Source organism: Ellagibacter isourolithinifaciens (assembly GCF_008831035.1).
Classification (GTDB): Bacteria; Actinomycetota; Coriobacteriia; order Coriobacteriales; family Eggerthellaceae; genus Ellagibacter; species Ellagibacter isourolithinifaciens.
Window position 1 is genome coordinate 178973 of the sequence record NZ_WAJR01000002.1, and the last position, 21556, is coordinate 200528.

Sequence of the window (21556 nt, forward strand, 5' to 3'; positions counted from 1 at the left end):
GAAGGCGTGCTGCGATAGCAAGGCGAAAGGATGGCTCCAACATGGGTTTGAACGAGACGCCTTCAGGAGAGCGCGTGCGGATCGGGTTCTTCGGCGTGCGCAATGCCGGCAAGTCGAGCCTGGTGAACGCGGTGTGCGGGCAGCAGGTGGCGCTTGTGAGCGATGTCGCCGGCACCACGACCGACCCGGTGCGCAAGGCTATGGAGCTTCTGCCGCTGGGGCCGGTCGATATCGTGGACACCCCTGGTATCGACGACGTCGGGGAGCTGGGCGCGCGCCGCGTCGAGCGCACGCGCGAGACCCTGCGCACCTGCGACGTGGCCGTGCTCGTGACCGACGTCACGCGCGCGCTGGTCGCAGCCGAGCGCGAGCTTATCTCCCTGTTCGAGGAGCTCGGGCTGCCCTTCATCGTGGTGCGCAACAAGGCCGACCTTCTGTCGGGGGAAGGGGTTGCTGCGGGTTCGGGCGGCGCTACCGGGGGAGCCGCATCGGGCACCGCCGACTCTTCCATCGCCCGGGCTGTCGCCGCCCCCGACGCCGGCGCCCCTGCCGCCCCAGTTCGTGCAGAGGTGCTCGCAAGCGCGCGCACGGGCGCGGGCATAAACGAGCTGAAGGAAGCCCTCGCGCATGTGGGTGGATCGGCCGCGCATGAGCGCCGCGTTGTTGCCGATTTGCTCTCGCCGGGCGACAAGGTGGTGCTTGTCGTTCCCATCGACTCGTCGGCGCCGAAGGGCCGCATCATCTTGCCGCAACAGCTCGTCTTGCGCGACGTTCTCGACGCCCATGCGAGCGCTATGGTCTGCCAGCCCGGAGAGCTCGCCGACCTTTTAGCGGCGGTGCGCGACGTCCGCCTCGCGATCACCGACTCGCAAGCGTTCCAAAAGGTTGCGCGCATCGTTCCAGAAACGACGCCGCTCACGTCGTTCTCCCTTCTCATGGCGCGCTACAAGGGCAATCTGCGCACGCTTGTGGAAGGCACGGCGGCGCTCGGCGCGCTCACCGACGAGGGCCGCGTGCTCATCTCGGAGGGCTGCACGCACCATCGTCAGTGCGAGGACATCGGCACGGTGAAAATGCCTGCGTGGATTCGCGGCTATTGCGGCGCGAATCCGACGTTCGAGTTCACGCAGGGTCGCGGTTTTCCCGACGATGTGAGCGGCTACGACGTGGTGGTGCACTGCGGCGGGTGCATGCTCAACGAGAAGGAAATGCACTGGCGCCAGAGCGTGGCGGCGAGAAGCGGTACGCCCATGGTGAACTACGGCGCGGCAATCGCCTGCGTGCACGGCATCTTGGAGCGCAGCTTGCGGCCGCTTATGTGATGCGGGCCCGAATCAAGGGGCGGAATTTAAGACCCTACGTGGAAAAATCCCTGTTGCTTCTTCAAATGCGCGCCCTGCGGTGTTATTTTTTCACTTTACTGTCCTTTTAGAGAGGGATTCAGATGGTGGAGGAAAAACAGGAGGCGGCTTCAGAGGCTCGGGCTTCAGAAGCTTCGGGAGAGAAGCCCGCGGCCGCTTCTTCGGAGAAGACGTCTGGCAGCGCGAGGTCGCTCGGCGTTTTCTCGTTCGAAGGAGACATGCCCCTCGCTCAGGCGATACCCCTGGGATTGCAGCATGTTTTGGCCATGTTCGTGGGCAACCTGACGCCGCTTTTGATCGTGACGGGTGCGTGCGGCCTGGCGGGAGCCGAGTTCGCCGATGTCCAGCTGGCGCTGCTGCAGAACGCCATGTGGATCGCAGGCGTTGTGACCTTGGTTCAGCTTTTCGGCATCGGCCCTGTTGGCGGTAGGGTTCCTATCATCATGGGCACGTCTTCGGGCTTCATCGGCGTGTTCAATTCCGTAGCGGCGTCGATGGGCGGCGGCCTCGTTGCCTACGGCGCCATCATGGGCGCTTCGATCATCGGCGGCCTGTTCGAGGCTGTGCTCGGCTTCTTCTTAAAGCCGCTGCGCCGCTTCTTCCCGTCCATCGTTACGGGTACCGTCGTCCTTTCTATCGGCCTGAGCCTCATCAGCGTCGGCGTCAACGCGTTCGGCGGCGGCAACAGCGCGGCTGATTTCGGTTCCCCCGAGAACCTGTGCCTGGCGCTTATCGTCCTCGTCGTCATCTTGGCGGTGAAGCATGCGACGACGGGCTTCGTCAGTGCGTCTTCCATTCTGGTCGGCATCGTTGTCGGCTATGTCGTTGCGGGCATCATGGGGCTGGTCCTGCCTACCACAGGCATTAACTCCGAGGGCGTCGAGTACACCAAGGCGTGGGTCCTGAACTGGGATAAGGTCGCTGCAGCGGCATGGTTTGCCATCCCGAACCCGCTGCCTGTGGCGCCGGTGTTCGACATGCGCGCCATTGCCCCCGTGCTCGTGATGTTCATCGTCACGGCGGTCGAGACCGTCGGCGACATCTCAGGCGTCACGCAGGGCGGCATGGATCGCGAGGCGACCGACAAGGAGCTTTCCGGCGGCGTGGTCTGCGACGGCGTGGGCTCGAGTTTCGCGGCTCTCTTCGGCGTTCTGCCGAACACGTCGTTCAGCCAGAACGTTGGCCTGGTCACGATGACCAAGATGGTGAACCGCAAGGCTCTGGCCTGCGGCGCCGTCTTCCTGATTTTGTGCGGTCTGTGCCCGAAGCTCGGCGCGGTGGTGTCCATTATGCCGCAGTCCGTCTTGGGCGGCGCGGCCGTCATCATGTTCGCGTCCATCGTGGTGAGCGGCATCCAGCTGATCACGCGCGATCCGCTGACCCCGCGCAACCTGAGCATCGTGTCGGTGGCGCTGGGATTGGGCTACGGCATCGGCGCCAATCCCGCCATCCTGGCGGGCTCTCCCCAGATGGTGAGCCTCATCTTTGGCGGCTCCGGCATCGTTGCCGCCGCGGCGGTCGCCATCGTCTTGAACGTCGTTCTTCCCAAGGACAAGGCGATTCCTTCGAAAACGGACGCAAACGCATAGAGGTTAGCAGATAAAACGCAAGCGCAGAAGGCGCCCCGTGGAACGACGATTCCGCGAGGCGCCTTCTTTCTGTTTGGCCCCTATTTGAGCCCGTTTTCGAGATGCGCTTGAAGGGTTTGCAGGTCATCGGGGGTGTCCACGTCGAAGAGCTCCCATTTGCTAGAAACCTCGATGGTGCGCACGCGCTCCTTGTGCGCCTTGGCGACCACGCCGCCGCCCTTGCCGGGCGGAAGCGATCGCAGCTCGTCGAACGACCATGAGGGAAAGAGCACGGGAGCGCCCGGCGTGCCCCGAAAGCTTGCGCGCCAGATGCAATCGGGGTGGCCCTCAGCGCCGCGAAGAAGCGCAGCGAGGCTGTTTGCGCTGACGAGCGGCTGATCACCTTGAACGAACGTGACTGTGTCACAGTCCGCCATCTTCTCCATTCCCAAGCGCACGGTGTCGTTTCTTAGGGGCTCATCATGCAGGACGACTTCGATTCCTCGCATATCGCACAGGCGCGCCACGTCCGAGTGCCGCGTGACCACAACGCGCCTGGCGTACAGCCCACCGGTTGCTCGCAGTACGTGCTGGATAAGCGGCACGCCGCCGAGCTCGGCTATAAGCTTGTTCGTTCCGAAGCGGGTGCTCGTGCCCGATGCCATGATGATGCATCCGTGCTTTGTCTGCGGTCTGCAAGCGGAGTGGGTCATGATGGGGGCGGGCCTCTGCAAATTCGATGGTTGGTCAGGTGTGTTTTGGGGGATAGCCCCTGGGCCACAGTATAATAGCGCAGACTGTGTAAACCTCAAGTAACGGGGCGAGTGACATTATTACCTTCCAAAAATACGTGCGCCCGCAAAGTCTAGAAGAGGCGTGGGAGCTCAATCAAAAGAAGCGCAACCGCGTGGTTGCGGGCATGATGTGGTTGAAGATGGGCACGCATTCCTTCAACACGGCCATCGACCTTTGCGATCTTGGTTTGGATGCGATCGAGGAGACCGAAGACGAGTTCCGCATCGGCGCCATGGCAACCTTGCGTCAGATGGAGAAGCATCCTGGCCTGGACGTTTACTCCTGCGGCGCGGTGAAGGACGCGCTGCGCGACATCGTGGGCGTGCAATTCCGCAACGGCGCCACGCTGGGCGGAAGCCTGTGGCGCCGCATGGGCTTTTCCGATGTCGTTGCAATATTCCTTGCCATGGACAGCTCCGTTGAGCTTTTCAAGGGCGGCGTCGTGCCCCTGGAGGAGTTTGTGCGCATGCCCTACGACAACGACATCCTCGTCCGCCTGATCGTCAAGAAGCGCCCCGGCGCCTTCGCCTACCAGGCGGTGCGCAAGCAGCGGACCGACCTGCCCACGCTCAACTGCGCAGCGGCCAAGGTGGGGGAGGAGTACCGCGTCGTCGTGGGTTCCCGCCCGGCGCGCGCGATGCTTCTTCGCGATGAGCGGGGCATTCTCTCCGGCGGCATCACCGAGGAAAGCGCTGCGGCGTTCGCCGAGTATGCGGCGGCGGCCGTCCCCGTTTCCGGAAACATGTGGGGCTCGGCGGAGTATCGCCGCGCGTTGGTACCCGTGCTTGTGCGTCGCACCCTGCTGGCATTGGGGGAGGTGCGGTAATGGAGGTTACGATCAAGCTGAACGGCAAGACGGTATCCGACGACGTCTCGGCCGATATGCTGCTCATTGATTTCGTTCGCGCTCATGGCTGCTTAAGCGTGAAGCGCGGCTGCGAGACGTCTGCTTGCGGTCTGTGCACGGTGCTTCTCGACGGCGAGCCGGTGCTGTCCTGCTCCACGTTGGTTGCCCGCGCCGATGGGCATAGCGTGCATACCCTCGAGGGGCTGCAGGACGAAGCGTCCGAGTTCGTGGGTTTCATCGCCGATCAGGGCGCTGAGCAGTGCGGCTTCTGCAACCCGGGTTTCGTGATGAACACGATCGCGCTTTTGCGCGAGAACCCCGACCCTACCGATGAGGAGATTCTTTCGTACCTTTCCGGCAACCTGTGCCGCTGCTCGGGGTACGTGGGTCAGCTGCGAGGTATTCGCAACTTCCTCACCAGCAGAAACGTGGAAGGGGGCTCTCGTGAATAGGCCTGACTACCAATCGGTCGGCAAGTCCGTCCGCAAGAAGGACTCGCTGCAGCTCCTTTTGGGCAAGCCCGTGTTCACCGAGGACATCGCGCCCGACGCGCTTGTGGTGAAGCTCTTGCGAAGCCCCCATGCCAACGCCATCGTGGAAGACATCGATACGTCGAAAGCGAAAAAGATCGCCGGCGTAGTTGACGTGTTCACCTGGGAAGACGTGCCGGGGGAGCGCTTCAGCAACGCGGGGCAGACCTATCCTGAGACAAGCCCCTACGACCGCCTGATTATCGACCGCCACGTGCGCTATGTGGGCGACGTGGTGGCGATTGTCGCCGCGGAAAACGAGAAGGCTGCCGAGGCGGCCCTTTCGCGCATCAAGGTGACCTACGACGTGCTCGATCCCGTGCTGGACTTCCGCGCCGCCAAGGACAATCCCACGCTTGTGCACCCCGAGGACAACTGGCATATGCTCTGCGACTTGGGCGGAGACAACAAACGCAACCTCGTGGGTACGACTGCCGACGCCGACGGTGACGTGGAGGCGGTGCTCGCCGGCTGCGATATCGTTTTGGAGCGCACCTATCACACGAAGGCCTTCAACCAGGCCATGATGGAGACCTTCCGCACGTACGCCGAGATGGATTGCTACGGGCGCCTGCATGTGATCTCGTCCACGCAGATCGTGTTCCACGTCCGCCGCATCTTGTCCCATGCGCTGGGCATCCCGAAAAGCCGCATTCGCGTGGAGAAGCCGCGCATCGGCGGCGGTTTCGGCGCGAAGCAGACCGCGGTATGTGAGGTGTATCCCGCGTTCGTCACGATGAAGACGGGCCGCCCCGCGATGTGCGTGTTCACGCGAAAAGAGGCCCAAACCTGCGGCTCTCCGCGTCACGAGATGGAAATCAAGGTTCGCCTTGGTGCGAACGACGATGGGCGCATCCGTGCGCTCGACGTGACGACGCTGTCGAACTCGGGCGCATACGGCGAGCACGGCTGGGCGACGGTGGGTCTCACCGGGCACAAGTCCATCCCTCTGTACACGGGTTCTTTGGAAGCGTTCAAGTTCACGGCCGACGTGGTTTACACGAACATGCAGCCCTCGGGCGCGTACCGTGGTTTCGGGGCGACGCAGGGCCAGTTCGCCGTGGAAACCGCGGTGAACGAGCTCGCCGAGATGCTGCGCCGCGACCCGATCGGGCTGCGCGAGCAGAACATGCTGCGCGAGGGAATGACCATGCCCGCCTACTTCAACGAGGTGGCCAACGCCTGCGCTCTCGATCGCTGCCTGGACCGTTGCCGCCAGATGTTCGACTGGGAAGCGAAGTATCCCGTGCGCGACATGGGCAACGGCAAGGTTCGCGCTGCGGGTGTGGGCATGTCCATGCAGGGCTCGGGCATCGCTGGTATTGACTCGGGGTCGGTCACCGTCAGGCTGAACGACGACGGGACCTATATGCTGGTCATCGGCGCGGCCGACATGGGAACAGGCTGCGACACCATTCTGGCGCAGATGGTCGCCGAGCATATGGAATGCTCGGTGGACGATGTTTCGGTGTTCGGCGCCGATACGGACGCTTCGCCCTACGACTCGGGTTCCTACGCGTCTTCGACGACGTATGTCACTGGCATGGCCGTTGAGAAGGCGTGTGCGCAGCTGAAGGAGCGGTTGTGCGCCATCGCGGCGGAGGTCCTTGGGTGCGCGGCGGACGAACTCGCCTTCGAAGGCGGCTGCGTGGTTCGTGAAAGCACGGGCGAGACGGTTTCCCTTCCCGCTATCGCCGAGAAAAGCCAATGCAACAGCTGCCAGCTGGCGGAGGCCACCGCGATGCATTCCTCCCCGGTGTCTCCGCCGCCGTTCATGGTGGGCATGGCGGAAATCGAGCTCGATCGCGAGACCGGCACAGTCGAGGTGCTCAATTTCGATGCCGTGGTCGACTGCGGCATTCCCATCAACCCGGCACTCGCGCGCATCCAGGTCGAGGGCGGCATCGTGCAGGGCATCGGGCACACGCTCATGGAGGACGTCACCCGCACGTCCAAGGGCGCTATTCGCGAGTCGAGCCTGTTCACCTACCGTTTGCCCACGCGCCTGGATGTGGGGCAGATCGACGTGGAGTTCGAGCATTCCTATGAGCCCACGGGCCCCTTCGGCGCGAAATCCATCGGCGAGATCGTCATCAACACGCCGGCTCCCGCGATAGCGCATGCGATCTACCGGGCGACGGGCGTGTGGCATCGCGAGCTGCCGATTCTGCCGGAGCATGTCCTGCTCGCGAAACCGGAGGCGAGCTAGCGCGACGGGGTTTGGGACAGGGGTTGGGGCGCCGAGGTAGGCTCCCAGCCCGTCCCCTCCTGAGACAGTGAGACAGGGGTTGGGTGATTTGTCTCACTTTCGCGTTACTCGTCCGACCACGCCTCGGCTGATTCCCGTTAGGCAGTGAGACGAACCGCCCGACCCCCACCTCGCCTCGTCCCATCTGGCAGGAAAAGCCTTGCTGTTTCGCTTGCGCTAAGAGCGGAGCGTGATGGCGTCACCGGGGGCGATGCCTGCGGCTTGCGGGCTTAAGATCATTATGGCGTGCATCCCCTCGAGGATTCCCGCTCTATCGGATTCGAGGTCGCCGCCGTCGATGTTGCTTTCCTTGGGATATTTGCCCGAAGCGGAGGCGTATGCTGGATACAGCCAAAGGCTCAAACAGTATAACGGCGAAGGACGGGTGAGGTCTCGTCGCATTTCCGCTCGGGCTTGGAAAAAGTCCGAAGATGGACTATACTGGTCAACAGTTGGACTAATTTGAATGGAGACGAGAAATGAGACCGGAAGAGTTCTCGAAGGAGATGTGGAACTGCTGGCGCGATATTTCGTTCGCCTACAGCTCGTTTGCGAGGAAGATGGGCGTGGACACGAGCGAGCTCTACGTCGTCGATGCCTTGTGGGATGAGGACGAAGGGCTTTCCCAAAGAACGATTTGCGAGCGGTGCGACATGGGCAAGCAGACAGTCAGCGCCATCTGCAAACGCCTCGGGGCTCGCGACTTTGTGACCGCGCATCCGAGCGAGGCCGATAAGCGCGAGAGAATCATGGCACTCACGGACGAGGGCCGCGAGTGGTGGAGCCAGCCGGTCGAGCGAATGCGCGAACTCGAGGTGAAGGCCGCCGAGTCGATAACCGCCGAAGAAATCGGGGTCTTCATCAAGGTAGTCGAGCAGTATGCGAAGACCTTCCAAGAAGAGGTGCAGCGATGAGCCCTTATGCGCTTTTGGGACTGTCGGTGCTCTTCGAGGTGTTCGGCGACACATGCATGAAGCTCTCCGAGGGCTTCAAACGCAAGGTCCCCATCATCGGTATCGTGGTGGGCTACGCCGTGTCGTTCTATGCGCTTTCCCATGTCTTTGCTGACCTGCCGCTGGGCTTGGCGTATGCGATCTGGACGAGCGCGGCCGTGGCGCTGACCGCCGTGGTGAGCCGCATCATCTGGAAAGAGAAGTTCAACGCAAAGAAGATCGCGGGCATCGCGCTCATCATTTTCGGTGTAGCGTGCCTGTGCTTGGGGGCGATGTAGATGAAGAGGAACCCGATTCTGATTTTGTCGGTCGCTATTGTGTCCGAGGTGCTCGGCACCACGTTCATGAAGCTGTCGGAGGGTTTCACCCAGCCCGTGTTCGGCATCGCGACCGCGGCGTGCTACATCTTGTCGTTCATGATGCTGACGTTCGCGCTCAAGGACCTGAGCCTGGGGATGGCTTACGGCATCTGGGGCGGCGTGGGCACGTTTTTGACGACGCTCATCGGCATCATTTTCTGGAACGACCCGTTCTCCATCGTCGTCGGCATCGGGATGATCGCGGTCGTTGCCGGCATCGCGCTGCTCAGCAAGGGGACGCAAGAAGCCGAGGAAGCCGAGCTCGCCTGCGAGCAAGGCTAGAAGGGCGCCTTGTCTTAGGGGCGTGCAAGGGGTAGAGAGGCTGGGGCCGTTTACCCCTTTCCATGTCGTTAGTCTTCAGTATTGGTCCAGGTGACCAGGCGAAGGAGTTGAATGGTTTGGGGAACACGCCAGGGATTGGCCGGGCTGCGCGGAGTCTTTTGCGCTACGTTAAGAAGAACCGCACGCTCGTGCTGATCGAGTAGCTTTGCGGCCATCGGGGATGACGTGTGGCTTTTCTGTTCGTCTTACGGTCGATCACTGCCACGGGGCGTCAGCTGAATCGCGGAGAGTCGGCGAGACTTTCGGTGGAGAAGATTTTGCGCGCGGCGGCTTCGTACTCGTCGGCGCGGCGGGTCTTTCTCATGATGCGGTGGACCGAGGGCGGGTCGGCGAATGCGTGCTCGGCGTAGGACCACCATTCCTTCATGCGGAATACCGCGTTGCCGCCCATGTCGTCGGTGTAGGACTCGTAAAGCTTGTCGTGGAAGCGCTTGAGTTCCTCGCGCGCCAAACCTTCACCGCCGCGAATCTCGCGCGCGAGGGCGGGGTTGGCAACGATTCCGCGACCGATCATGACGTGGCGCGTCTGCGGGTAAGCTGCGAGCAACGCATCGTAGTCGCCCAGCGTGAAGATGTCCCCGTTATAGGCCACGGGGAACGGCGCGAGTTCGAGCGTCTTGCCGTAAAGCTCCTGGCGCGGGCTGCCGCTGTAGAAATCCTTCTGCACGCGGGGATGCACGATGAGCTCGGCGATTCCGCAGCGGCAGAACAGCGCAAGGAGCTCGCCGTACTCGTCGTCGCTCGCGATTCCGACGCGCGTCTTGACCGAGACAGGCAAAGGCGAGCGTTCGCACACGTTGGCCAGAAACGCTTCGAGCCTGTTCGGGTTGCGCAAAAGGCCGGAGCCCTTCTCCTTGGCAACCACTGTTCCCGAGGGGCAGCCGAGGTTGAGGTTGACTTCCTTGTAGCCCATGTCGGCAAGTAGCCCAGCTGCCCAGACGAACCGGTCGGCATCGTTGGTCAGGAGTTGGGGCACGACATCGAGGCCCTGGTTGTTCGCGGGGTCGAGCTCGCGGCTGTTGCGCTTGCTGAATGGCGTTCCCACCTTGGGGAGCGGCGAGATGAACGGTGTGTAGTAGCGGTCGAGCGCGCCGAAGACTTCCGCGTGCGCGCGGCGAAACGCATATCCGGTGATTCCCTCCATGGGGGCAAGCGATAGCAGCATTCCGCCTCCTTCTTCATCTGGCATTCTTCTGGTGATGGCGTCTCTTGAACGGGCTGATGATTTCATTATCGCAGGATAATCCCGTTTGCGACGCTGCGATTACTCGGTTGGGCTCTAGCTGTATTCTTGCTTGCGCTGCCTGCGACCAGTTGCTGTTCGACCGTGCTCGGCTGTATACTTCGTCCGACGGGGCAATCGTGCTCCGCACAAGCGCATCTTAGGGGATGTCTTTTTGGTCATTGTTCTTTAGGGAACGGTTAATCGCAGAGCGCTTCTGAAAAGGCCGCATCAAGGCCTTGTGTTTATCGTCAATTCTGTACAGAGGCAGGGGCGTGGGGTTGTCTGGGCCTCGTCCATTCTTTCGTACAGATGCGGGAATGCGGGGCCGTTTGGGCAGCGCGAATCGCCTGGACAGCACTCGCGTTGCCTGGGCGATTCCGAGGAGTTGGCTGAAGGGCCCCGGTTCTAGACCGGGCCAGGAAAGCTCCCCCGCGTTGGGAAAGCGTCTCCAGGTTAGGAAAGCGCCCCCGCGTTACGAAAGCGCGTAGTAAGCGCCGTCGTCCACAGGTTCGAGCCATTCGTTGCTCGCGTCCTCGCCGGGGTACTCGAAGGCGAGGTGGCTGAACCAGCTATCGGAAGCGGCGCCATGCCAATGCTTGACGTTCGCGGGAATCTCCACCACGTCGCCGGGGCGCAGGCGCTCGGCGGGCTTGCCCTCCTCTTGGTACCAGCCTTCGCCATCCACGCAGACGAGCACTTGCCCGCCGCCTTTGCTCGCATGATGGATATGCCAATTGTTGCGACAGCCCGGCTCGAAGGTCACGTTGAAAATTGCTAGGTAGTCATCGGGCCCGGTGAGCGCGTTGAGATAGCTTTGGCCGATGAAGTACTGTGCGAAGGCGTCGTTGGGCTTGCCCAGGCCGAAGAAGCCGCCGTGCGATTCGGGGTTGCCGCTGCCCGCGGTGTCGCCCGCGCTGCCCTCGCCAATCGTGCCATCCGTCCCGTCTCCCACATAAACTTCCTTCGCCATGTTGAATGCCGCCCACGCGTTGGGCCAGCCGGCGTAGAAGGCGATATGGGTGAGAATCTCGGCCATCTCTTCTTGCGTGACGCCGTTCTTCTTGGCGCTGGCCAGGTGATATTTCAGCGAACTGTCGACGATGCCTTTCCCGATGAGGGCGCTTACGGTGACGATGCTGCGCAGCTTGGGCGGTAGCTTGTCCTCGCGGCTCCACACTTCCCCGAAGAGAATGTCGTCGTTGAGATGAGCGAACTCGGGCGCGAACTTGCCGAGCGCATCGTGTCCTGCGGTTTGTTTGATAGCCATTGTGGACTTCCTTCCTGTTTTCTTTACACATGGCGAGTGACGGTTAGGGGTGAACGGCAGCGCCATTCGCGATTACGCTTTGGGCCAGCCGCTACTTTGCTGCGAGGCTCTTGCGCAGAACGTCGAGGACTTCGGCGCGGGTGAGCGTGCGGTAGCCGCCCGTCATTGTGAGGGTCGCGTCGGCGATGGCGTCGAGGCTCGACTCGTCGGCGCCCAGCTCACGGATGCTCATCACGCAGCCGATTTCGCGCATCCAGTTCTCCATGGCGTTAAGGCCGGCCGCTGCGAGCTCCTCGTTGGTTTTGCCTGCGGTGTCGATGCCCCACACGTTCGTGGCAAAGCGCACGAATTTCTCCAGGCCATACGGCATGATCAGGCGGTAATAGGGAAGCGCCACAGCAGAAAGCGTCATGCCGTGCGTGGCGTCAGTGACGGCGCCTACGGCCTGGCCAATCATGTGAACCTCCCAGTCCTGCGTTTTGCCGCAGCCCACAAGGGTGTTGAGCGCCCAGGTTGCCGTCCACATGATGTTCGAGCGCGCCTCGTAGTCCGTCGGATTGGCCACGGCGGTGCGGCTTGCGGTAACGAGGCTGCGCATGAGACCCTCGGCCAGATAATCGCTCGTGTTGTCGTCGGTGTTGCTGAAGTATTGCTCGGTAATGTGGTTCATGATGTCGAAGATGCCTGCGACCATCTGATAGCGCGGCACCGTGTAGGTGAACTCGGGGTTCAGCACGGCAAAGCGTGGTGAGACGCGTTCGTCGGTGAAGACGTGGCCGATCTTCCTGCCGAGCTCTCGGTTGGTGATGACCGAGCCGCGATTCATCTCAGAGCCAGTGCCCATCATAGTGAGAACCGACCCCACGGGCACGACCTCTCTATCCGCCGCGGGCTCTTCGAAGCGGTCGAAGTACACGTCCCAGGGGTCTTCGCCTGCGGTCAGGTCCTTAGAGACCGCAACTGCCTTCGCGTAGTCCACGCACGAGCCGCCACCCACGGCGAGGATGAAATCGACATCGTTGTCGCGGGCGATTTGTGCGCCCTCGCGAAGCTTCTCGATGGTGGGGTTCGGCATGACGCCGCTGTCTTCGACGATGGTTTTACCTGCTGCGCGTAGCGCTTCGACGACTTGGTTGTAAATACCGAATCTCCTGATAGAGCCGCTGCCATAGACGAGTTGGATGGTGCTGTAAGGAGCGAGTTCCGCCGCAAGCGAGGCCAGAGCGTCCTTGCCGAAGATGAGCTTGGTGGGGTTGTGGTAGGCGAAGTTGCCGAGCATGGTTTCCCTTTCGCTTCTCGGGTTGCATTTGGTATGATGTTGGCACTCTAATACTTAAACCTAACTTCAAGTCAAGATACTTTGGAGGAAATTTACCATGTATTCAATCGGGCAGGTTTCGGAAATGTTTGGCATCCCCGTGTCGACGCTGCGCTACTATGACAAAGAGGGATTATTTCCCAACTTGGAGCGATCGGGCAGTACGCGCCGCTTCGGCGAAGGCGAACTTGAACTGCTCCGCGTCATTGACTGCCTGAAGAAGACGGGACTCGAAATCAGGGACATCAAGCGTTTCGTCGACATGGTGCAGGAGGGGCCGTCGACGTACGCTGCGCGAAAGGAGCTGTTCGAGGCGCGCAAGGTCCAGGCCGAGGAGGAGATCGAGCGCATGCAGAAGGCGCTCGCCATGGTGAAGTTCAAGTGCTGGTACTATGAGACGGCTCAAAAAGACGGCGGGGAAGAGCGTCTCTGGGAAATGATTCCCGACGGGTTGCCGAAGGATATCAGGAAGCTCTACGACCTGGGTCATTCGTAGGAGTCTGCCAGCGAGCAGGTGCTGGCCGTTGTTTTGAAGCCGCAAGCGGGCATCGGCAATCGGCATGAAGCCGCGAGTGGATACGGGTAGCCGCATCGGGTGCGCCCCTTCTTGCTGGTACAACGCTGGATTAAGGAAATCATGCAGAAAATCGACCATATCGAGGTGCGCGGCGCGCGCGTGCACAATTTGAAGAACGTGAACGTGGACATTCCGCTCGGCCAGCTTGTGGGCATCGCGGGCGTGTCGGGTTCGGGCAAAAGCTCGCTCGCACTCGGCGTGCTCTATGCCGAAGGGTCGCGCCGTTATTTGGAGGCGCTTTCCACCTACACGCGTCGGCGCATCGCTCAGGCGGGCAAGGCCTCGGTTGATGACGTGCGTTTCGTTCCCGCCGCCCTCGCGCTGCACCAGCGCCCGGCGGTGCCCGGCGTGCGCTCCACGTTCGGCACCTCGAGCGAGCTATTGAACAGCCTGCGGCTTCTCTTCTCGCGCGTCGGCAGCCACGTGTGCCCACATTGCGGCAAGCATGTGCCGCCAAGCTTGAATGTCGCTGCTGAACTGGCGATTTCGTGCCCCCACTGCGGCGGCGAGTTCTTCGGCCCCGGTGCTGAGCAGCTCGCCTTCAACAGCGAGGGCGCTTGTCCTACCTGTGGCGGCACCGGTATCGCGCGCACCGTGAACCGCGCGGCGCTCGTGCCCGACGAGAGCAAGACCATCGACGAGGGCGCTGTGGTGGTGTGGGGCTCGCTTATGTGGGACCTCATGAAGCAGGTGTGCGGCGCCATGGGCGTGCGCACGGACGTGCCGTTTTGCGAGCTTTCGCCGGCCGAGCGCGACATCGTGTTTAACGGTCCAGCCGAGAAGAGGCACATCCTGTACAAGGCGAAGAAGGGCGAGAACTTCGCCGAGCTCGATTTCACCTACTACAACGCCGTGCGCACCGTGGAAAACTCGCTTGCGAAGGCGAAGGACGAGAAGGGGCTGCGCCGCGTCGCGAAGTACTTGATCGAGGGGCCTTGTCCTGATTGCGGCGGCACACGTCTCTCGGATGCCGCGCGCGGGCCGCTTGTGCGCGGCATCAACCTGGCACAGGCGACGGAAATGACGCTTGACGAGGCGGTTTCATGGGTGGAAGGCGTGCCAGGGAGTCTTCCTGATAAGATGCGCCCCATGGCGAGATCCATCTGCGACTCGTTTGCGGGCACCGCTCAGCGCCTGCTGGAGCTGGGACTGGGATATCTCTCGCTCGACCGCGCGGGCGCCACGCTTTCCACGGGGGAGCGCCAGCGCGTGCAGCTCGCACGCTCGGTGAGGAACCGAACTACTGGCGTGCTCTACGTGATGGACGAGCCCTCCATCGGCTTGCATCCCGCCAATATCGACGGCCTTCTGGGCGTGATGCGCGATTTGATTGCCGACGGGAATTCCGTGGTGATGGTCGACCACGACACGCGCATCCTGCGCGCCGCCGATTATCTGGTGGAAATGGGCCCTGCTGCGGGTGCGGACGGCGGCACGGTGGTTTCTCAAGGCTCGGTTGACGAGGTCGCCCGCAACGATGCCTCGATCATAGGCCCCTTCCTTTCTGGCGCGAAGCGCGTGACGGCTCGCTCGCAGGCACAAGCTGGGGAAATGTTCGACTTGGGGCGGATTCACCTGGAATCGAGCGGGCTGCATACGGTGAAGCCGTTTGTCATCGACATCCCGCGGGGCCGCCTCATTGCCGTGACGGGCGTGTCGGGTTCGGGGAAGACGACGCTCGTGCTGGAGACGCTCATTCCCGCGCTCGCGCAAGCAGCGGCTGGCGAGAAGCTTCCCGAGCATGTGACGGCGCTTGCTGCAGACGGCATCAAGCGTGCGAACCTGATCGACGCGACCCCTATCGGGGTGAACGTTCGCTCGACCGTGGCGACGTATTGCGGTGCGCTCGACGACTTGCGTCGCGCCTATGCTCGCACCGAGGCGGCGAAGGCGGCGGGTCTTAAGGCGGGCGACTTCTCGTACAATACGGGAAGCCTGCGTTGCGCCACCTGTGACGGCACGGGGCAGATTTCGCTCGACGTGCAGTTCTTGCCCGACGTCGACATCGCCTGTCCCGATTGCCGCGGTTCTCGCTATAGCGCCGCGGCCGAGGGTATTTGCCGCCCCGAGAAGGGCGCGCCCTGTGGCCAGGCGCTCGGCCTGCCTGAGCTGCTCGCGCTCTCGGTCGATGAGGCGCTTGCGCATGTCACCGACGTCAAGAAGGCGCACGAGAAGCTGCAAACCCTGCATGACCTGGGGCTGGGATACCTCACGCTCGGCGAGGCGACGCCCGCGCTTTCTGGCGGGGAGGCCCAGCGCCTGAAGCTTGCAAGCGAGATGGGCCGGGGGCAGGAAGACGCCGTGTTCGTGTTCGATGAGCCGACCATCGGCCTGCACCCGCGCGACGTCGAGACGCTGCTCGGCGTGTTCGAGCGGCTTGTGGAGCAGGGCGCCACCGTGGTGGTGGTCGAGCACGACCTCGATTTCATCGCCAATGCCGATTACGTGATCGACATGGGACCTCATGGCGGGAAAGACGGCGGGCGCATCGTGGCGTGCGGCACGCCCGCGGAAATTGCTGCGAACCCGGAAAGCATCACCGGCCGCTACCTGGTGCTTTAGCGGATTTCTTACCTATAAGTACGTTTTTCTCAATTGCACGAAATACTTACCCATACGTAAGAATTTCACAGATTGGCCCGTATCGTATGCCTCGCAAGACGCAGGAAGGCCCCGACAGTTTCTTGAACTGCCGGGGCCTTCCCATAGCGCTCAGCGCTCGCTTGCGGGCTTATCCCTCGCTGTTCGCGATTGCCTGGTCGATGAGCTTGCTGAGCGTTTTCTGCTGCTCGGGGGACGTGATCGCGCCGACGATCGGGTCGCCCACGATGTTGCCGTTCTTATCGACGACGTAGGTGGTCGGGTACGAGAACAGCTCGGAGGTGAATTTCCCGGCCTCGCTGCTCGACGCGAACCAGACGTTCTTGTACGTGACGCCCTTCTTCGCGAGGATGTCCTTTGCCTCGGAGATCGCGGTCGCGTCACCGTCGAGCGTGAAGGAATTCACGCCCACGACTTGGCCGCCCTTGCTGGCAAGCTCCTTGTTGAGCGCTTCCAAGTCGCCCAGCTCGCCCACGCACGGCTTGCAGGTGGTGAACCAGAAGTTGACCACGGTCACCTTGCTCTCCGAGAAGAGCTTGTCGCTGGTCACTTCGTTGCCGTCGAGGTCTTTCCCCTGGAAACTCGGGAACTTGCTCGCACTGGCAGCGGCGCCTGCGCCATTCGGCATGCCGGCGCTCGACGCGTCGACGCTCTCCCCCGAGCTCGGGGAGCTACCGCATCCGGGGAAGTCCTTCTCGAGGGCCGCGAGCTTGTCCTCGATTTCCTTCACCTGCTGCGCTCCGGTCTTGAGCGTCTTCAATTCCTCGGCCGAGAACTGGTCTTTGGCGCCCTCGATCGTGTCGAGGAGGAAGTCGCCGTAATTCTTGCCGTCCTCGATCATCGGCATGTCCTTGTTGGCTGACAGAAACACTTTTTCCCACAGCTTCGAGTTGCTGGAGAGGATCTCGTTTTCCTTCTGCATGAGCTTTTGGTGCAGCTCGGCTGCCTCCTCGGCGTTCTTCGGCTGCGTTGCCAGCAAAGTCGCGATATCGGTGTTGCTGCTTGTCGAGGTTGCCTCGCTATCCTTAGGAGACGAACAGGATGCAAGGCTGAACGCCAAAAGGGAGACTACCAGCACTACCGCAATTTTCGTTAGTTTCATAATCATTCCTCCATTTGCAATCGTTTGCTTTGCTTGTCGTTTTCTCAATTCGTCAGTTCTCTTCGCATTGCTGATTCGGTTGCTTTTCCGGTAAGCTCAGGCCGTAGCTGAAGCCGATGGCGTCGGTCGGGCAGGCCCTTATACACTTGCCGCAGCGGATGCACTCGGTGTGATTGGGCGACTCCGTGACCTTGACGTCCATCTTGCACGTCTTCGCGCACGTGCCGCACGAGATGCATCGGTGCTGGTCAACCTTTATTCCAAGCAGGGATACCTTGTTCATGAGCGCATAGAGAGCGCCGAGCGGGCAGACCCATTTGCAAAATGGGCGATAGATGAGCACGCTCAAGACGACCACTGCGATCAGAACGACGAGCTTCCAGGTGAACAACGCTCCCAATGCGGAGCGTATGCCACTATCGACGATGGCGAGCGGAATCGCGCCTTCGAGCACTCCTTGCGGGCAGAGGTACTTGCAGAAGTATGGGTCGCCCATCCCGACGTCGTTGACAAGCAGTGCGGGCAGCAAGATCACGGTGAGCAGCAGTACGACGTACTTCAGGTACCTAAGCGGTTTGAGTTTCCTTGTGGACAGCTTCTTGCCAGGGATTTTATTCAGCAGCTCCTGCAGCCAGCCGAAGGGGCAGAGGAATCCACACACGAAACGCCCCAACAGCACGCCGATGAGAATCAAAAACCCGGTCACGTAGTACGAGAAGCTGAACTTCGACGAGCCCACGATTGCCTGAAACGACCCGATGGGGCAGGCGCCTGTGGCCGCGGGGCAGGAATAGCAGTTCAGGCCGGGTACGCAGACCGCTTTGCCCTGCCCCTGATAGATAGTGCCCTTGAAGAAGTTCGGCAGGTGGATATTGGTGAGCAGCGTCGCGCCCGCTTGGATCCAGCTACGGAAGCGGCTCAAAAACTGCGATATGGGGTTTCTTCTCTTATCCAATTCCAATGCACTCCAAGCACAGTCGAATTGCCTTGGCCAGCACGGCATCTGCTTCGCCCCTCATTGCGCCGAGGCATACCATGGCCACTCCGGCTGCCACCAAGGCAACTTGCGCTACAGGCTTTATCGCTTTGAACAATCCAATCGCTCCTTTCACTCGCTTTCTAATATGTGACCTGCGAAAACCTACTCATCGAACAGGTCGAGGAGATGCCCGTAGCCCTCGGATCGCATCTTCGCGTACGGTACAAAGCGCAAAGGCACACTGTTGATGCAGTAACGCACGCCGTTGGGGGACTCTGGGTCATTGGTGAACACGTGGCCGAGATGGGAATCGCCAGGGTCGATGCGCAGTTTGGAGAACAGCTCCATCTTCGCTTTCGGGATGTGGCAGTAGCCGCCGGGGATTGACTGCATCAGTTGCTCCATGCCCCAGAAACAACCACCTGTCAGGTAGATGACGTTTTCCGTGGTTTCCTTGTACATGCTTTTCTCACCTTCCATATGTGCGGGCCCCTCGATTGAATCAGTTTTTCTCGCTCCGTTCTCCTTGGAGGCGACCCGCTGAAAGGCGGCGTATCCGCCCAGCGCCAATGTCGCTGCGAGCAGAAGCGGCAGTGCTTTTCGACGCATGGTTTTGTCCCCCTTTCGGGAGAAATCAGGCTATTCCTTCCGCTTCGGGGTCCATTGGAACATATCGCCTATAAAATCCGTGTTAAGAGAGGCGACGTCTGCGCAAGGAGGCCCGTATGCGCATTTTGGTTGTTGAAGACGAGCGGTCGCTTTGCGATGCGATTGCGCGCAGCTTGAGGCGCCTTGCCTACAGCGTTGACTGCTGCCACGACGGGCGAGATGCTATGGATTTTCTCGCCGTCGAGCGCTTCGATCTCGTCGTGCTCGATTTGAACCTTCCCGGAGCTGATGGCATGACGGTGCTTAGGACGCTGAGGGAAGTTGACTGCGAGACCAAGGTGCTCATCTTGTCGGCTCGCAGCGAGGTCGCCGAGAAGGTAGCCGGGCTTGATGCGGGAGCGAACGATTACCTGACGAAGCCGTTTCACCTCGAAGAGCTCGCGGCGAGGATCCGCAGCCTCACACTGAGGCGCTTTACGCAAAATGATGTGCTGCTGACCTGCGGAAATCTGACATTTGACACAAAGGCTCGTCGGGCTTTTGCAGGCGATGAGGCTTTGTCTCTCACGCGGAAGGAGACCGGGATACTCGAATACATGATGCTCAACCAGGGGCGGCCGGTCAGCCAGGAGGAGCTGCTCGAACACGTGTGGGACAGCAGCGTGAACAACTTCAGCAACTCGATCAGGGTGCACATCTCCGCTCTGAGGAAGAAGCTGCGCGCTGCCTTGGGGCACGACCCCATACGCAATCGCATTGGGGAGGGCTACGTGATGGAGGAGGCCGAATGAGAAGGCTCTCGCTGCAGTGGCGCATCACGTTGATGACGGCCCTTCTCGTGTGCGTAATGTGCGTGCTGATGAACTGCCTGATCGGGTATTCGGGGATGCGATATATGGACTCGATCGGCAGCGGCATATCGGCATGCGGCGACATCGGCGATGGTGCCGCTGCGTCGTTCGACCCCGACAATCGTGAGCTCGACGAAGAGCTCACGATTGTTGTGAGCAACGCGCAGGAATCCTTCAGCACGACCAATTGGCTTATCACAATTGCGGTGACGCTGCTCGGTGGTGTGCTGGCGTACTTCGTCAGCGGCCGTGCGCTCAGGCCGCTGCGGGCTTTTGCGTCGCAGGTTGAGAACGTGCAACCGAGCAACCTCGCGGACATGAAGATTAGCGAGGACGTGCTGCCTGAGTTCAAGCAGTTCAGCAAGTCGTTCAACAGCATGATTGACCGCCTCGACGAAGGCTTTAGCGCACAGCGGCAGTTCACGGGGAACGCCGCGCACGAGCTGCGGACGCCGCTTGCACTCATGCAGGCGCAGGTCGAGCTGTTCTCCGTCGAACACCCCGACGTGGGGTCTGAGGAGGCTGCCTTTCTCGAGCTTCTGCAGGAGCAGACCGAGAAGATGTCGCAGATGACGAAGACGCTGCTCGAGATGAGCGAGCTTCGCAGCGTGCCCTGCAACGACCGGATTGAGTTAGCGCCGATGGTCGAGGAGGTTCTCGCCGATCTTGCACCCCTCGCCGAGGCGCGCAAGATCGCCCTTGAGCGTAACGGGGATGCCCAGTTGATTGGCAGCGACACGTTGGTATATCGGCTCGTGTTCAACCTGGTCGAGAACGCAATTCGTTACAGTCGACCCGACACGGCGGTTCGCGTCTCCACCTGCGAGGAGGGCGGGCGCGTTATCCTGCGGGTCGAGGATAGCGGCCCTGGGATTCCCGAGCAGTTCAAGGAGAGCATTTTCCAGCCGTTCTTCCGCGTCGATTCGTCCCGCAGCAGGGAATACGGCGGCGTTGGGTTGGGGCTTTCGCTCGTGTGGGAAATCGCCGCACTTCACGGCGGTACGGTGGAGGTCGAGGCGAGCTCCGAGGACGGCACCATCATGCGCGTGGAGCTCCCCGTTGGGGAGGCTGTTACGACCGCGTGATACGCAGGGAGCGCACTGCGGCCGCCCCAACTGCGCAGGGCGCGCAATCGCCGCCCTTGGTTTGGCCAGGGCGAGACGCACGTTCAAAACCCCGAGTTCGTGGTCATTCGGGGAGTTGTGCGACGTGCTCTCCGCTGGAAAGACGTACGGGAGGGCGGAATCTAGCTCACGCAGACGACGTGCAGCACGTTTCCGTCTACGGTGAAGGCGACGTCGTGCGAGGAGTAGGCAAGGTGGTACACGCGCGAGGGGTTGTGCTTGCTTCCCGCGCGCCGCGGGTCTTGCCTCAGCACCTCGATGAGGCCGGCGAGCTTGTCTTGCTCGATTGATTCGCGAAGCTGGTCAGGGAAGTCGACCGTAAGCTCGTGCCACGGCGCGTCTTCGATCCATCCGCCGCGGGCATCGGGATGGCAGTCGGCGAAGGGGATATAGGGCTTGATGTCGAGAATCGGCGTGCCGTCTCGCAAATCGGCCCCGAGGACGTGGAGCACGGGCCCGGCGTCGGTGCGCTCTACCCGATCGAGCTTCACGCAGCTTAAGCCTAGCGGGTTCGGGCGAAAGGGGCTGCGCGATGCGAAAACGCCCACCCGCTCGGTGCCGCCCAGTCGCGGAGGCCGCACGGTCGGAGTCCATCTGGCGTCTGCCCCGTTCCTGTAAGGCGCCGCGGAATCGGCTGCGATGTCCTCGGCGGTGCCGCCAGGCACGCCGTTCTCGAACTGCCAGATTAGCCAGAGGTGTGAAAAGCTCTCGATGCCCGCAACTGCCGATTCGAGGGCGCATCCGGGTTCGAATACGATGCATCCTCGCAGATGGGGCGCAAGGAAGCTGTTGCGGGGGATCCCGAACTTCTGCGGAAGGTCGGTGCGGATGTGCGCTATCGGCTTCATGCTGCTCCTATGCTTGCGGGTGGTCTGTCTGACATAGCGGGTTCTATGTGCT

21 protein-coding genes are annotated in these 21556 nt (G+C 61.6%); 12 read left to right on the forward strand and 9 right to left on the reverse strand.

Annotated features, from left to right (window positions below; genetic code table 11):
- Positions 1-41 precede the first annotated feature (41 nt).
- Both F8C90_RS01985 and F8C90_RS01990 read left to right on the forward strand, forming a co-directional pair.
- Complete coding sequence (locus F8C90_RS01985; RefSeq protein ID WP_158048768.1) at positions 42-1322, forward strand: GTP-binding protein; 1281 nt, start codon at positions 42-44, stop codon at positions 1320-1322.
- Positions 1323-1444: 122 nt separating this feature from the next.
- Positions 1445-2950 carry a uracil-xanthine permease family protein gene (locus F8C90_RS01990; RefSeq protein ID WP_211360982.1) on the forward strand — a complete coding sequence of 502 codons (1506 nt, stop codon included), beginning with the start codon at positions 1445-1447 and terminating at the stop codon, positions 2948-2950.
- An 80-nt stretch (positions 2951-3030) separates the two neighbouring features.
- Here F8C90_RS01990 and F8C90_RS01995 read toward each other — a convergent pair whose 3' ends face one another.
- Positions 3031-3642: a nucleotidyltransferase family protein gene (locus tag F8C90_RS01995; RefSeq protein WP_158048769.1), complete on the reverse strand. Its 612-nt coding sequence runs from the start codon at positions 3640-3642 to the stop codon at positions 3031-3033.
- A 137-nt stretch (positions 3643-3779) separates the two neighbouring features.
- On the opposite strand from F8C90_RS01995, the gene F8C90_RS02000 reads away from it, so the two are divergent.
- The 6 genes from F8C90_RS02000 to F8C90_RS02030 all read left to right on the forward strand — a co-directional run bounded on the left by F8C90_RS02000 (position 3780) and on the right by F8C90_RS02030 (position 8943).
- The gene (locus F8C90_RS02000) at positions 3780-4550 is read left to right on the forward strand and encodes an FAD binding domain-containing protein (protein ID WP_211360983.1); all 771 of its coding nucleotides are present in this window, start codon (positions 3780-3782) and stop codon (positions 4548-4550) included.
- Positions 4550-5023: a (2Fe-2S)-binding protein gene (locus F8C90_RS02005; protein WP_158048771.1), complete on the forward strand. Its 474-nt coding sequence runs from the start codon at positions 4550-4552 to the stop codon at positions 5021-5023. The genes F8C90_RS02000 and F8C90_RS02005 overlap by 1 nt, the downstream gene beginning before the upstream one ends.
- Positions 5016-7310 carry a xanthine dehydrogenase family protein molybdopterin-binding subunit gene (locus tag F8C90_RS02010; RefSeq protein ID WP_170264484.1) on the forward strand — a complete coding sequence of 765 codons (2295 nt, stop codon included), beginning with the start codon at positions 5016-5018 and terminating at the stop codon, positions 7308-7310. Before F8C90_RS02005 ends, F8C90_RS02010 begins: the two co-directional genes overlap by 8 nt.
- A gap of 518 nt (positions 7311-7828) precedes the next feature.
- A complete protein-coding gene (locus F8C90_RS02020; RefSeq protein ID WP_158048774.1) occupies positions 7829-8263 on the forward strand; it encodes a MarR family winged helix-turn-helix transcriptional regulator in 435 nt (144 codons plus the stop codon).
- Entirely contained in the window at positions 8260-8580 is a 321-nt protein-coding gene (locus F8C90_RS02025) for a DMT family transporter (protein ID WP_158048775.1), read from the forward strand. Before F8C90_RS02020 ends, F8C90_RS02025 begins: the two co-directional genes overlap by 4 nt.
- The gene (locus F8C90_RS02030; protein WP_158048776.1) at positions 8581-8943 is read left to right on the forward strand and encodes a DMT family transporter; all 363 of its coding nucleotides are present in this window, start codon (positions 8581-8583) and stop codon (positions 8941-8943) included.
- A gap of 271 nt (positions 8944-9214) precedes the next feature.
- Here the strand turns inward: F8C90_RS02030 and F8C90_RS02035 are convergent, their stop codons facing one another.
- From F8C90_RS02035 to F8C90_RS02045, 3 genes are all read right to left on the reverse strand, one after another.
- Positions 9215-10168, reverse strand: coding sequence for a tRNA dihydrouridine synthase (locus F8C90_RS02035; protein ID WP_158048777.1), 954 nt, complete (start codon positions 10166-10168; stop codon positions 9215-9217).
- A gap of 532 nt (positions 10169-10700) precedes the next feature.
- Complete coding sequence (locus tag F8C90_RS11185; protein ID WP_158048778.1) at positions 10701-11495, reverse strand: carboxymuconolactone decarboxylase family protein; 795 nt, start codon at positions 11493-11495, stop codon at positions 10701-10703.
- A 91-nt stretch (positions 11496-11586) separates the two neighbouring features.
- Positions 11587-12774, reverse strand: a complete 1188-nt coding sequence (locus F8C90_RS02045) for an iron-containing alcohol dehydrogenase (protein WP_158048779.1) — start codon at positions 12772-12774, stop codon at positions 11587-11589.
- A gap of 97 nt (positions 12775-12871) precedes the next feature.
- Here F8C90_RS02045 and F8C90_RS02050 point away from each other — a divergent pair, with 97 nt between their 5' ends.
- On the forward strand, positions 12872-13309 hold the full coding sequence (locus F8C90_RS02050) for a MerR family transcriptional regulator (RefSeq protein ID WP_158048780.1): 438 nt from the start codon (positions 12872-12874) through the stop codon (positions 13307-13309).
- A gap of 141 nt (positions 13310-13450) precedes the next feature.
- Positions 13451-15952: an excinuclease ABC subunit UvrA gene (locus tag F8C90_RS02055; RefSeq protein WP_158048781.1), complete on the forward strand. Its 2502-nt coding sequence runs from the start codon at positions 13451-13453 to the stop codon at positions 15950-15952.
- Positions 15953-16121: 169 nt separating this feature from the next.
- Here F8C90_RS02055 and F8C90_RS02060 read toward each other — a convergent pair whose 3' ends face one another.
- The 4 genes from F8C90_RS02060 to F8C90_RS02075 form a co-directional block, all read right to left on the reverse strand.
- Positions 16122-17093, reverse strand: a complete 972-nt coding sequence (locus F8C90_RS02060; RefSeq protein WP_158048782.1) for a TlpA family protein disulfide reductase — start codon at positions 17091-17093, stop codon at positions 16122-16124.
- Positions 17094-17145: 52 nt separating this feature from the next.
- Positions 17146-18015, reverse strand: a complete 870-nt coding sequence (locus F8C90_RS02065; protein WP_246155735.1) for a 4Fe-4S binding protein — start codon at positions 18013-18015, stop codon at positions 17146-17148.
- Between the two features lie 25 nt (positions 18016-18040).
- Positions 18041-18130 (reverse strand): CD1871A family CXXC motif-containing protein, encoded by a 90-nt coding sequence (locus F8C90_RS11380; RefSeq protein ID WP_425481724.1) that lies wholly within the window; start codon positions 18128-18130, stop codon positions 18041-18043.
- A gap of 104 nt (positions 18131-18234) precedes the next feature.
- Entirely contained in the window at positions 18235-18552 is a 318-nt protein-coding gene (locus tag F8C90_RS02075; RefSeq protein ID WP_246155736.1) for a peptide-methionine (R)-S-oxide reductase, read from the reverse strand.
- Positions 18553-18797: 245 nt separating this feature from the next.
- On the opposite strand from F8C90_RS02075, the gene F8C90_RS02080 reads away from it, so the two are divergent.
- Complete coding sequence (locus F8C90_RS02080; protein ID WP_158048786.1) at positions 18798-19472, forward strand: response regulator transcription factor; 675 nt, start codon at positions 18798-18800, stop codon at positions 19470-19472.
- The gene (locus tag F8C90_RS02085) at positions 19469-20617 is read left to right on the forward strand and encodes a sensor histidine kinase (protein ID WP_158048787.1); all 1149 of its coding nucleotides are present in this window, start codon (positions 19469-19471) and stop codon (positions 20615-20617) included. The genes F8C90_RS02080 and F8C90_RS02085 overlap by 4 nt, the downstream gene beginning before the upstream one ends.
- Positions 20618-20778: 161 nt before the next feature.
- Here the strand turns inward: F8C90_RS02085 and tsaA are convergent, their stop codons facing one another.
- Complete coding sequence (tsaA, locus tag F8C90_RS02090; RefSeq protein WP_158048788.1) at positions 20779-21504, reverse strand: tRNA (N6-threonylcarbamoyladenosine(37)-N6)-methyltransferase TrmO; 726 nt, start codon at positions 21502-21504, stop codon at positions 20779-20781.
- Positions 21505-21556 lie beyond the last annotated feature (52 nt).